Source organism: Christiangramia gaetbulicola, assembly GCF_003054225.1.
GTDB lineage: Bacteria > Bacteroidota > Bacteroidia > Flavobacteriales > Flavobacteriaceae > Christiangramia > Christiangramia gaetbulicola.
The window spans coordinates 779,567-792,646 of record NZ_QBKQ01000001.1 but is presented as its reverse complement, the minus strand read 5'-3'; the positions used below and the strand labels follow the sequence as shown (position 1 = coordinate 792,646).

Here is a 13,080-nt window from a genome sequence, read left to right as displayed (position 1 = left end):
ATGAAATTAAACAGATTGTTCCAAACGACGGCCATCCTGGCTGTTGTTTTCGCTTTTGTAGGATGCGATGATGAGTTTTCTACCATTGGAGGAGAGATTATTACAAATCCGTCTAATGTAGAGATCAGAGAGGTTGAAGTGAATGCCTATTCTCAAAAGGTCAATTCTATACAAACCAATAATTTAACGAATCATATTTTAGGGGTATACAATCACCCGGTTTACGGTGAGAGTACAGCCAGTCTGGTTTCCCAGTTATCCATGTCTACAGAGAATCCAGATTTTGGTGATAATGTTGAGCTGGATAGCGTGGTGATGACCATTCCATATTTCTCTTCAGAAATTGATGGTTCTACCGAAGATGAGGTTCTTTATGAACTTGATTCCCTTTACGGTTCAGAAACTTTCAAGCTTTCTATTTATGAAACTTCTTATTTTCTGAATGATCTTGATCCTGAGCTTGATTTTGAACAACGCCAGGCCTATTATTCAGATCAGCAGAATCTTCTAGAGCAGAATATAGTTGGTGAGCCAATTTTTGTAGAAGAGAATTTTAAACCATCTAATGCTTCGTTTACGACTTATGAGGTAGATCCGGTTGGTGAAAATGATACTCTCGTAAATACCCCGGCTTTAAGAGTTAAACTTCCTTTGAACTATTTTCAGGAAAAGATCATCGATAAGGAAGGATCGACAGACCTGTTGAATAACAGTAATTTCAGAAATTACCTAAGAAACTTCTTTATTAAAGCAGAGCCGAATGGTTCTGGTGGAAGTCAGGTAATGCTGGATTTCTCAACACAGAGTAAACCTCCTAGAATTAGTATTTACTATACCAGAGACTCAGAGAATGTTCCTGAAGGAGAAGATCCTGAGAGAATAAGAGATAGCTTCTTGCTTTTCTTAAGCGGGAACCGCTTTAATACTTTCGAAGGAGAGTTTCCAGCAGATATAACTCAGGCGATAAGTACTCAGAGTGCTGAAACAGGAGCTGAAAATCTATATTTAAATGCCCAGGAGGGAAGTATGGCCGTCATCGAGCTTTTTCCCGAGCAGGCGGTACTGGATGATATTAGAAATGAAGAATTGCTTGTAAATGAGGCAGATCTGGTTTTTTATGTCAATGATGCTTTGATGGGTGAGGGTGGAGAACCGAGACGTCTCTATCTATATGATCTTACGAATAATGATATTATAGGCGATTATGCTATAGATCTTAGTTTTAATCCAGCGAGTCCTGAAACTTCGCTAACCAATTTCTCTGAAGTGGTGGCAGAAGATGAAACCGGTAAATTCTATAAGCTTAGAGTTACCAATCATGTAAGTGGCATTATTAATGATGAAAGGGACAATGTGAAATTAGGTTTAGTAATTGTACCAAATATTAATGCTGTTGTGGGGAGAGATTCTCAGGGACGTATTCTTGGGCCTTTAATGTCTGCTACCAGAGGTATGACAGACTTAATAGACAGGATACCATCTGTAAACTCGCTTACACCTACTGGAACCATCCTGCATGGTAACCAGTCTAATGACGATGATAAACGTCTTAAATTAAAAATTTACTATACCAACTATAATTAATAGAGAATATGTGTGGAATTGTTGGGTATATAGGACACAGAGAGGCCTATCCTATTGTTCTTAAAGGACTACAAAGATTAGAATACAGGGGTTATGATAGTGCGGGAATTGCACTTTATGACGGGAAAGAATTAAAAATGAGTAAGACCAAAGGTAAGGTCGCAGACTTGAAAGCTCGTCTGGAAAGTGAGATCTCTACCGATGGAACTGTTGGGATTGGCCATACAAGATGGGCGACTCACGGGGAGCCAAATGATGTGAATTCGCATCCTCATTATTCTAATTCTGGAGACCTTGTAATTATCCATAATGGAATTATTGAGAATTACGATGCTCTTAAAAAGGAGTTGAAGAAAAGAGGATACACTTTTAAAAGTGATACGGATACCGAGGTATTGGTAAATCTTATTGAAGATGTAATTCTAAAAGAAGATGTAAAGCTTGGTAAGGCTGTGCAGATCGCTCTTAACCAAACAGTAGGAGCTTATGCTATTGCTGTATTCAATAAAAAGAAACCAGATGAGATAGTGGTGGCGAGATTGGGTTCTCCTTTAGCTATTGGAGTAGGTGAAGATGAATTCTTCGTTGCTTCAGATGCTTCTCCATTTATCGAATTTACTAATAATGCCATTTACCTGGAAGATGGAGAGATGGCAGTTATAAGAAGACATAAGGAAGTGAAGATCAGAAAGATCCATGATGATTCACTGGTAGATCCTTATGTGCAGGAATTACAAATGAATCTTGAGCAGATCGAAAAAGGTGGTTACGATCACTTTATGCTGAAAGAAATTCATGAACAACCAAACGCGATAAGCGACACGTACAGAGGTAGAATGTTGGTTGACCAGGGCTTGATCAGAATGGCCGGGATAGACGATAATATGGAGCGTATTGCCAACGCAAAACGTATCATCATCGTTGCCTGCGGTACTTCATGGCATGCTGGTCTTGTGGCTGAGTATATCTTTGAAGATATTGCCAGGATTCCTGTAGAGGTTGAATATGCTTCAGAATTCAGGTATAGAAATCCTGTGATCTCTGAAAATGATGTGGTAATTGCTATCTCGCAAAGTGGAGAAACAGCAGATACCATGGCAGCGATAAAGCTTGCCAAAGAAAAAGGCGCATTCGCTTTTGGAGTTTGTAACGTGGTAGGTTCTTCTATTTCAAGGGAGACTCATGCCGGAGCATATACGCATGCCGGACCAGAGATTGGAGTGGCTTCAACCAAGGCATTTACAACCCAGATAACGGTTCTTACTTTAATGGCGCTTAAGCTAGGTAAGTTCAAAGGGACTATTTCTCATACAGACTTTCAGTTCCACTTACAGGAACTTGAGAGAATTCCGGAGAAAATCAAAAAGGCCCTTGAGTCTGATAAATTGATCCAGGAAGTAGCTTTCAAATATAAAGATGCTCCAAACTGTCTGTATCTAGGACGTGGATATAATTTCCCGGTTGCCCTTGAAGGTGCATTAAAACTTAAGGAAATTTCTTATATCCATGCTGAAGGATATCCTGCGGCAGAGATGAAGCACGGGCCTATTGCCTTGATAGATGAGCTTATGCCGGTAGTGGTAATCGCTACTAAAAAAGGTCATTATGAAAAGGTGGTGAGTAATATACAGGAGATTAAATCCAGAAAAGGGAAGATCATTGCGATCGTTACCGAAGGTGATGAAGAGGTTAGAGAACTTGCAGATCACGTGATCGAAGTTCCGGAAACTATAGAGTCTTTAACTCCGTTATTGACCACTATTCCGCTGCAATTACTTTCTTATCACATTGCAGTGATGTTAGGTAAAAACGTAGATCAGCCAAGAAACCTGGCGAAATCTGTTACCGTAGAATAAAATTGACCTAAATATTTATAAAAACCCTTCTGGAAATCTTCAGAAGGGTTTTTTATTTCCGGCTAATTGATGCTTTTAAATCAGGTTTTTAGCTGTTTTGACTTCAATTGAAAACTTCTCAAATTTTCAATATGATTTTTGCCAGAAAAATTTATCTTTGCAGCCTGAAAATGACCCATTTCTTAATTATGGTTTTTTAAATCAGGGAAATAGGTTTTGAATTTTACTATTAAAAATTAAAGAATTAGATAAATGTCTAAAGTCACAGGTAAAGTTGCCCAGATTATTGGCCCTGTAGTCGACGTTGTGTTCGACTCAGAAAATGCTGAACTGCCAAAGATCTACGATTCTTTGGAAATTACCAGAAAGGATGGTTCTATTTTAGTTCTTGAGGTGCAGTCTCACATTGGTGAACAAACCGTAAGAACTGTTTCCATGGACTCAACTGACGGTCTTAGCCGTGGTGTTGAAGTTGTAAATACCGGAAATCCTATTCAAATGCCAGTTGGTAAAGATGTTTACGGACGTCTTTTCAACGTAATTGGAGATGCGATCGATGGTTTAGGGAACTTGCCAAAAGTTGGTAAAGACGGACTTCCAATTCACCGTGAAGCTCCTAAATTTGAAGACTTATCTGTGTCTACCGAAGTTCTTTTCACAGGAATTAAAGTAATCGATCTTGTAGAGCCTTATTCTAAAGGTGGTAAGATTGGTCTTTTTGGAGGTGCAGGAGTTGGTAAGACAGTACTTATCCAGGAATTGATTAACAACATCGCGAAAGGTCACGGTGGACTTTCTGTATTTGCAGGAGTTGGTGAACGTACTCGTGAAGGGAATGACCTTCTTAGAGAGATGTTGGAATCTGGAATTATAAAATATGGTGATGATTTCATGCACTCTATGGAAAATGGAGGATGGGATCTTAAGAAAGTAGATAAGGAAGTTATGAAGGAGTCTAAGGCTACCTTCGTATTCGGACAGATGAACGAACCACCTGGAGCACGTGCTCGTGTGGCTCTTTCTGGACTTACAATTGCGGAATTCTTCCGTGATGGAGCTGGAGAAGGTCAGGGGAAAGACGTTCTTTTCTTCGTAGATAACATTTTCCGTTTTACTCAGGCAGGTTCTGAGGTATCTGCACTTCTTGGGCGTATGCCTTCTGCGGTAGGTTACCAGCCTACACTTGCAACAGAGATGGGTGCGATGCAGGAACGTATTACTTCTACCAAGAATGGATCTATTACATCTGTACAGGCGGTTTATGTACCTGCAGATGACTTGACAGACCCAGCACCGGCGACAACTTTCGCTCACCTTGATGCAACAACCGTACTTTCACGTAAGATTGCCGAGCTAGGTATTTACCCTGCGGTGGATCCATTAGAATCAAGTTCAAGAATTCTAACTCCAGAGACACTAGGTAACGATCACTATGCTTGTGCACAACGTGTAAAAGAGTTATTACAGAGATATAAAGAACTTCAGGATATTATTGCAATTCTTGGTCTTGAAGAACTTTCAGAAGAAGATAAACTTGCCGTATCACGTGCAAGACGTGTTCAGCGTTTCCTTTCTCAGCCATTCCACGTAGCAGAGCAGTTTACTGGTCTTAAAGGAGTGCTTGTAGATATTAAGGATACCATCAAAGGTTTCAACATGATCATGGACGGTGAATTAGATCACCTGCCAGAAGCTGCCTTCAACCTTAAAGGTACTATTGAAGAAGCGATCGAGGCCGGAGAGAAAATGCTTGCTGAATCATAAATAGTATATAGAATTGAGTAGTTAGTATTGAGGTACTAACTACTCATTACTCACTACTTAATACTAAGAAAATAATGTACTTAGAGATAGTAACTCCAGAAGCTGTAGTATTTAGAGCGCAGGTTGACGCGGTAAAAGTACCGGGACATGATGGTGAATTTCAAATGCTGAACAATCACGCTCCTATCGTTTCTACCCTTACTGAAGGAGAGGTTAAGATCAATCTTTCTTCAGGAAGTCAAAATGAAGTGAAAAGAAAGGATCTTACAGGGTTTAGAACTGAAGCTTCAGAACCTGATGTTTTGTACTACACTATCACAGGAGGAGTTCTTGAAATGAAAGATAATAAGGCGATCGTTTTAGCTGATTAACTTTCAAAAACATATTATTAAAAAAGGCCTTTCGATCGAAAGGCCTTTTTATTGTTCTTATTTTGGGGATAACCACTTTTCCCTTTTCTTAACCGCTTCTTTTGAAGCATTAGGGTCGATCTTGATCGAATAGGTAGGATCTGGTTTTAGCTTTACTTCAGATGTTCTTTCCTCTCCAAATCTTACATAATTGACCTTGACAGAGCCATCTGCGCTTGCGATTTGTTTTCTGAACTCTTCAGGCGTTGTTACAGCGGTACCGTTCAGTGAAATAATTATATCTCCTGAATCTAAACCAGCTTCATAGGCCGGGCTTCCTTTAAAAGTATTTCTATAGATCTCCAAGCCATCATCAGTTTTCTTTAGATCTGCACCAAAATATGATTTATCTGCTTCTCTTTTTATTGATACACCTACACTTCTAAATAGATTCTCATAATCTGGCTTTTCACTCTGGTAAATGTGCTTGCTGAAAAAGTCTTTGGCGAATTCCTCGCCAGCATATTGCTTTAGAGTCTCCTCGATATCTCCAATTTCATAGGCTACTTCGGTTTTACCATATTTTTTCCACATCAATTTCATGAAATCATCCAGGTTAAGATCTTCCTGTCTCAAAGAAAGATCCAGGGCCAGGCCTAAAATGCTTCCGTAAGAATAGTAGGAAACAAAGGTATTTTCGAAGTTTGTTGGATCAACCGAGGTCGCTGCATCTACAAATGGGGCCTGGTAGCTCATCTCGATAGGATTAAAATATTCCAGCGCTGCAGAGTTCCATACATAGTTAAAAGTGCCGGAAAGGCCTTCTATGTATTCCTGAGGTGTGTTTACTTTAGCTCTGCATAAGAACAATCCTGTGTAATAACTGGTGAAACCTTCAGCGAACCAAAGGGAGCCCGTCATATTTGCTTCGGTAAAATCAAAAGGTTCGAGCTCATCAGGACGGATCCTTTCCACATTCCAGGCATGAAAGAATTCGTGGGCTACGGTTCCAATATTTCCTTTCATTCCGCCGTCAGAAAGGCTTTCCTGATCGGTTAAGATGGTGCTGTTTCTGTGCTCCATTCCGTCTCCCAAAACATTTGGCATATAGCAGGCTAAAAAAGTGTATTTTCCGTAATCAAAATCTGGTAATTCGCTAAAAACGGCTTTCTCCTGTTCTACGATCCTTTTTACATCTTCAAAATATTTTTCGAATTCTTCTGGGGTTCCCTGGTGGTGTAATGCAAATCGTATTTCCTGGCCATTCATATCGAAAGATTTCATTTGGAAATCACTTATCTCGGTAGGGCTATCCATAAAATAATAAAGATCTGGAGCAGAATAGGTGGTTGCAGATTCTTCTTTTAATTGCGTGGTAACTTTCCATTTAAGATCTTCCCGAACATCAAAATTGACCTTTACGGGTCGATGTTCAAATTCTTCAGCATACATAAAAGTCGCTGGCATATTTAAATGGGCGTGCGTTTCATCAATTTGTGAATAGGTACCATCTCCACGATTGGCGAAAAGAATGTATTCGATATTCACTGTCCCGTCATGGTCACTGACTTCCCAGGAATATGGATCTACTCGCTTGGCGTCTATCATCTCGCCCTTGCTATTGGTAGCTTTAAAGCCATAAATGTTTTTGATGAATTCGTGCAGGGCATATCTTCCCGGAGACGTTCGGCTCATTCTAATGGTAATAGTATTGGATTTTACTTCCGGAAAACTAATATTCACCTTTGCCTCGTGATGCACGGCATTTTCAAATGAAATATTATAGGTGTTAGTTTGGGCATTTCCCAGGAAACTTAAAAATAGTAGGGTTAAAAGGATTTTATTCATGATCAAAATTTGAGATTGCTCTAAAGTAAAAATTTTATGGGACTGAAGCTGAGAAGAAGTATCTAAGGTTGATATTCCAGGATATCTCCCGGTTGGCAGTTCAATGCTTCGCAAATTGATTCCAGGGTAGAAAAACGAACCGCTTTAGCTTTTCCGGTTTTTAAAATAGAAAGATTGGCCGTGGTGATGCCAATGATCTCTGCCAGTTCATTGCTTTTCATATCCTTCTCTTCAAGAATCTTATCGAGATTGATTATTATAGGCATTCTTAAACTGTTAGTTCGTTTTCTTCCCTGATTAATCTTGCTTTTTCGAATACCTGTCCGAGAGCGATAAAGAATGAACCTACCGCTAGAAATAACCAGAAATCTGGAAAGCTCGCTTTTACTTCGAATCTTGAGTTTAAGATTAATTTGAGAATAAAATCAGAAATGGAGCTTATAACGACTAGCCATATTATTATTTGGCCTATAAGATTAAATCCGGCACTTTGAAACTTGGTGAATAACCTGCCTGTATTTAAGCTTACCACTAGTTTTCTCAGGATGTAGACGACGTAAATAATTACAGCGTATCCACCCAGGAGATAGGTGGTGAGTACGATTCTTGTGGTTTTTGAATTCAGTTCAAAATCTTCTAAGATATTTTCTAATCCGAAAGTGCCCCCATAGCCTAAAATTATTCCGCCTAAGATAAATAGGAAAATCAGCCATAGGCAGATAGAAAAAAATAGAGCTAAGCTTAGAATGCCTTTTAATAGTTTGAAAGATGTAATCATATTATAATTTAAAAATGACGATAAATTATTGTTTTTCGATAACAAATATAAATTAATTATTGAAAAACGATAATTTAATCTTTATGAGTTTTATAATATTTCTACCGAATTAAGATTTTAAAAGATGAATTGAGTGCGAGATTATTAAATGTTTGGATAACATTTAATAGCTAAAGGTTTGAGGGATTAACTGTTTGCTAGAAACTATTTCTTCAATAATAACTATTATATTTGCGGGAAACAGATTTTAATAAGTATGCTTACCGCAATTCTTACAGGTTTTCTATTCTCTATTTTCCTCGTTTTTACGGGGAGATTTTTTAAAGGTAAGCTTTCAATCCTCGCGTCTTTAATACCTCTGGGATTATTTGTTTACTTTTTCCAGTTCATTCCTGCGATCGCAGATGGGAATGTGATCATGAAGTCTTATGAATGGATTCCCTCTTTTAATGTGGATCTGGGATTTAAGCTAGATGGACTTTCCCTGCTTTTTTCATTAATGATCACGGGAATTGGTTTCCTTGTTTTTGCTTATACCTCCTCTTATTTAAAGGGGCATGAATATATGGACAGGTTCTATGGCTACCTGGCTTCCTTTATGGGAGCTATGCTGGGTCTGGTACTTTCAGATAATATGATCACCCTGTTCGTGTTCTGGGAACTTACGAGTATAACTTCTTTCTTTTTAATTGGTTTTAATAATACCAATCCGGCTTCGAGGAAATCGGCACTAACCGCTTTAGGGATCACCGGGATAGGTGGATTGTTCCTTCTGGCAGGTGCCTTGTTGTTGAATAACATGACCGGCACTTATAGTATTTCAGAAATGCTTACCATGAGTGAGGCCATAAAATCTAATGAGTTTTATTTTCTTGCTGTTCTGTTTCTTTTTGGCGCGGCATTTACAAAATCTGCTCAGTTCCCATTCCATTTCTGGTTGCCAGGTGCGATGAAAGCTCCAACACCTGTATCTACCTACCTGCATTCTGCCACTATGGTAAAGGCCGGGATCTATTTATTAATGCGATTTACCCCGGTTCTTGGAGGTGAAAATATATGGAATACCACCCTTGTCATTGTTGGTGGTATTACCATGCTATATTCTGCGGTACATACCATTTTTAGAACTGACCTTAAGGGTATTCTGGCTTATTCCACCATCTCTGCTTTAGGGATACTGGTATTTTTGATAGGGCTGGGAACTCAGGAAGCTTTCCTGGCAGCAGCGGTATTTATTATTGTTCACGCCCTATATAAAGCAACACTTTTCCTGGTTACGGGAATTATAGATCATCAAACACATACCAGAGATGTTACCAGGTTGTCTGGTCTTAATAAGATCATGTTACCGGTTGGTATTGCTGGTATTTTAGCAGCTATTTCCAGTGCGGGTATTCCGCCGACCATTGGTTTCGTGGGAAAAGAACTGACTTATGAAGCTTCTTATCATTCAGAATCAATGGTTATTTTCCTGATGATCGCTATAGTTCTTACCAAAATATTCCTTCTGTACGCTGGTTTTGTTGCCGGAATAAAACCATTTACCGGGAAATTGCCCGAGGAACATGCCAATACCAAAGCTCCAGGATTTATATTATGGGGACCACCATTATTACTGGCGACCTTAGGAATAGTTTTCGGGGTTGCTCCATTTATTATTGAATCTTCTTTGATAAAACCGGTGGTTGAAGCCCTGGGTGCAGATGCTTCAGAAATGCATCTTGCCCTGTGGCATGGATTCAACCTGATCTTCATCCTAAGTCTTATCACCATTGGTGTGGGGACTGCCTTATATTTCATTATCAAGCCTTCAGAAAAGCTTGAAAAAGGAATCGCGAGACTGGACTTTATTGCTCCCGAGAATCTTTTAGAAAAATTCAATGCTCTGTTTGTTGGATTTTCTAATTTCTGGACCAACTTTTTTCAGAATGGATACCTTCGAAATTACATTTCTATAATTATCCTTTTCCTTGTAGTGCTTGTAGGATATATTATGATCGGGAATACGAATTTTACTATAGATTATAACTCCCTGTCTAAGATCACGGTTTATGAGATCACTACCACGATGATCCTTATTGCCGGTATCTTTTATACCGTTTTTACAGATTCCAGGCTTGCCGCGGTAGCAGCAATGGGTGTGGTAGGACTTTCTATATGTTTGATATTTGTTTTCTATAGTGCACCAGACCTTGCCATGACGCAATTTTCGATAGATACACTTACGGTAATTTTATTTGTACTGGTGCTTTATAAGTTGCCGAAATATTTAAAACTTTCAGATTATAAGACGCGTGTAAGAGATGGGATATTATCCACCATTTTCGGACTTATTATTACTACCCTGGCCTTGCAGGTACTGGCAGAGCCGGTAAGCAAAGAGGTTGGTAATTTTTATGCCGCGAATTCCTATATAGAGGCTCATGGTAAGAACGTGGTAAATGTGATCCTGGTGGATTTCAGGGGAGCTGATACTTTAATAGAAATATCGGTACTTTCGATAGCGGCTGTCGGAGTTTTCGGTTTGATGAAACTAAGACTGAAAATGAAGGATAGAAGAAGATATGCAGATACAAGCCTGAATGTCGAAAACGAGAATAAGAAAAAATAGATCATGCGAACTACTATAATTTTAAAAACAGCTTCGAACTACCTGTTACCGGTATTGTTGGTGTTTTCTATTTTTATTTTGCTTCGCGGGCATTATCTGCCTGGAGGAGGATTCGTAGGAGGATTAATTGCTTCAATCGCATTTATCCTGCATTCCTTTGCGAACGGCTTAAATAAAACCAAGGAGTTGTTGATCATGCACCCGGGCTTTTTACTCCCAATAGGTCTGGCCATCTCATTTATGAGTGGTCTGGCTCCGGTAGTACTGTTCGATCTGCCCTTTATGACTGGTTTGTGGTCACATGACCCGGTGGCAATTCTGGGGAGCGTAGGTTCAGCATTATTTTTTGATATAGGAGTTTATCTTGTTGTGACAGGAGTGACCTTAACCATAATTTTTACAATTTCAGAATCGGCCTAATATGGAGATCCTTTTAGCATTAATGGTGGGAATATTATACGGAACGGGTATCTACATGATGCTTCGTAGAAGTATGGTAAAACTCATCCTGGGAATTATCCTGCTGGGGAATGGAGCAAACCTGCTTATTTTCTTGTTGGGAAGAATTACCAAAGGGGCGCCGCCAATCATTGGCAGTGACGCCAAGGTCTTTGTAGAAGCCTTTGCAGATCCTGTACCACAGGCCCTTATACTTACAGCAATCGTTATTAGTTTTGGACTTCAGTCTTTCGCCATCGTGCTGGTTAAAAGAGCACATACCGTGGTGAGAACCGATGATCTGGATGAAATGAACGCAACCGACGAAGATTCATGAACGAACAATTAATTTTATATCCTTTATTCCTCCAGATGGCCATCAGTATCATTCTGATGTTCGGCTGGGCAAGAATAAAATTTCAGAAGGTATTTAGCGTCTTTGGAAGTATAGTTAGTTTAGGACTGGCGATCATTCTGTTTTCCTATATCTGGAACAACGGGACTCAAACCATACAGGCCGGGAACTGGGAAGCGCCGTTCGGGATCACTTTTGTGGCAGATATGCTTTCGGTGACCCTGGTATTGCTTACAGCTATTTCGGGACTGGCAGTATCCATTTTTTCAGGTGCTTCGGTTCTAAAAGATAGATTGAGGTTCGGCTATTTCCCGATATTTCACTTTTTGTTACTAGGATTAAATGGTGCATTCCTAACCGGGGATATTTTCAACTTATACGTCTGGTTCGAGATCATTATTATAAGTTCTTTCGTACTTATCACCATTGGTGGAGAGAAGGCCCAGTTAGAGGGAGCGGTAAAGTATTTTACGCTGAATATTCTCGCTTCCATGATATTTCTTACTGCGATCGCAGTTTTATACGGAATCACTGGAAGTCTTAACATGGCAGATCTTGCCGGGCAGATCGCCGAAGTGGAGAACAGGGGACTGGTACAGATAACAGCCTTATTATTCCTGATTGGTTTCGGGATCAAGGCCGGGGTATTTCCGCTTTATTTCTGGCTACCGGCATCTTATCATACGCCTCCGTTTGCGGTATCAGCGATATTTGGAGGATTATTGACCAAGGTTGGGGTATATGCCCTGATACGTGTCTTTACCCTCATTTTCGTAGACGATCCTTTCCTGAATAATATTATCATGATCATAGCTATTCTAACACTTATAAGTGGAGGAATAGGTGCTTTGGTACAGAATAATATGAGAAAGGTATTTTCTTATCTTATTATCTGTCATATTGGATATATGATAGCCGGTTTGGGAATGTTTACCGAAATGGCAATCGCCGGAGCTATATTTTACCTTATCCATGATATCATTGTAAAAACCAATCTGTTCATGATAAGCGGGGTGGTGTATCGCATTAAGGGAACCAACAGTATGCGTGACCTGGGCGGTATCTATGCCAAATGGCCTAAAATTAGCTTACTTTTATTTATTCCGCTGTTTTCACTGGTAGGAATTCCACCTTTATCTGGTTTCTGGCCTAAGATCAACCTTATAAAGGCAGGTTTTACAAATGAATCTTATATTACCGTAGGTGCTATAATTTTCGCAAGTTTTATTACCCTGGTAATTATTGCTAAAATGTGGGCTGAAGTTTTCTGGAAAGAAGACAAGGAGCTGCCGTTAAGGAGTAATTTTGGATATTTCTCAAAAATGACCAGCGCGAAAAGGATGCAATTCGTGGTGCCGGTTGCTCTTTTGAGTATTGTATCTTTGTATATTGGATTCGGTGCAGAACATATCCAGGAGCTATCGGCTAGAATCGCAGATGAGCTGGTGAATAGCCAGGGATATATAGACGCGGTATTAAAATCGAAGAATTAAGGG

The 13,080-nt window shown here is 39.5% G+C and carries 11 protein-coding genes; 8 read left to right on the top strand and 3 right to left on the bottom strand.

Going from position 1 to position 13,080, the window contains the following annotated elements; all coding sequences use genetic code 11:
• The 4 genes from bamH (at position 1) to C8P64_RS03595 (ending at position 5,575) form a co-directional block, all read left to right on the top strand.
• A complete protein-coding gene (gene bamH, locus C8P64_RS03610; protein WP_108170675.1) occupies positions 1–1,584 on the top strand; it encodes a BamH family beta-barrel-assembly machinery protein in 1,584 nt (527 codons plus the stop codon).
• A gap of 8 nt (positions 1,585–1,592) precedes the next feature.
• Positions 1,593–3,440, top strand: coding sequence for a glutamine--fructose-6-phosphate transaminase (isomerizing) (glmS, locus tag C8P64_RS03605; protein WP_108170674.1), 1,848 nt, complete (start codon positions 1,593–1,595; stop codon positions 3,438–3,440).
• A gap of 252 nt (positions 3,441–3,692) precedes the next feature.
• Positions 3,693–5,204 carry a F0F1 ATP synthase subunit beta gene (gene atpD / locus C8P64_RS03600; RefSeq protein ID WP_108170673.1) on the top strand — a complete coding sequence of 504 codons (1,512 nt, stop codon included), beginning with the start codon at positions 3,693–3,695 and terminating at the stop codon, positions 5,202–5,204.
• Between the two features lie 74 nt (positions 5,205–5,278).
• A complete protein-coding gene (locus C8P64_RS03595) occupies positions 5,279–5,575 on the top strand; it encodes a F0F1 ATP synthase subunit delta/epsilon (protein WP_108170672.1) in 297 nt (98 codons plus the stop codon).
• 57 nt (positions 5,576–5,632) lie between these two features.
• On the opposite strand, the gene C8P64_RS03590 is transcribed toward C8P64_RS03595, so the two are convergent.
• From C8P64_RS03590 to C8P64_RS03580, 3 genes are all read right to left on the bottom strand, one after another.
• The gene (locus tag C8P64_RS03590) at positions 5,633–7,402 is read right to left on the bottom strand and encodes a M61 family metallopeptidase (RefSeq protein WP_108170671.1); all 1,770 of its coding nucleotides are present in this window, start codon (positions 7,400–7,402) and stop codon (positions 5,633–5,635) included.
• A 62-nt stretch (positions 7,403–7,464) separates the two neighbouring features.
• The gene (locus tag C8P64_RS03585; protein WP_108170670.1) at positions 7,465–7,668 is read right to left on the bottom strand and encodes a helix-turn-helix domain-containing protein; all 204 of its coding nucleotides are present in this window, start codon (positions 7,666–7,668) and stop codon (positions 7,465–7,467) included.
• A gap of 2 nt (positions 7,669–7,670) precedes the next feature.
• Positions 7,671–8,180 (bottom strand): DUF2975 domain-containing protein, encoded by a 510-nt coding sequence (locus C8P64_RS03580; RefSeq protein WP_108170669.1) that lies wholly within the window; start codon positions 8,178–8,180, stop codon positions 7,671–7,673.
• 256 nt (positions 8,181–8,436) lie between these two features.
• Between C8P64_RS03580 and C8P64_RS03575 the strand changes: the two genes are divergently transcribed.
• Genes C8P64_RS03575 through C8P64_RS03560 form a run of 4 tightly spaced genes read left to right on the top strand, consistent with a single transcriptional unit; the run spans position 8,437 to position 13,077 of the window.
• Positions 8,437–10,791: a putative monovalent cation/H+ antiporter subunit A gene (locus tag C8P64_RS03575; protein ID WP_108170668.1), complete on the top strand. Its 2,355-nt coding sequence runs from the start codon at positions 8,437–8,439 to the stop codon at positions 10,789–10,791.
• Between the two features lie 3 nt (positions 10,792–10,794).
• Positions 10,795–11,211 (top strand): Na+/H+ antiporter subunit B, encoded by a 417-nt coding sequence (locus tag C8P64_RS03570; protein WP_108170667.1) that lies wholly within the window; start codon positions 10,795–10,797, stop codon positions 11,209–11,211.
• Between the two features lies 1 nt (position 11,212).
• Positions 11,213–11,566 (top strand): Na+/H+ antiporter subunit C, encoded by a 354-nt coding sequence (locus C8P64_RS03565; protein WP_108170666.1) that lies wholly within the window; start codon positions 11,213–11,215, stop codon positions 11,564–11,566.
• Positions 11,563–13,077 carry a proton-conducting transporter transmembrane domain-containing protein gene (locus C8P64_RS03560; protein WP_108170665.1) on the top strand — a complete coding sequence of 505 codons (1,515 nt, stop codon included), beginning with the start codon at positions 11,563–11,565 and terminating at the stop codon, positions 13,075–13,077. Before C8P64_RS03565 ends, C8P64_RS03560 begins: the two co-directional genes overlap by 4 nt.
• Positions 13,078–13,080 lie beyond the last annotated feature (3 nt).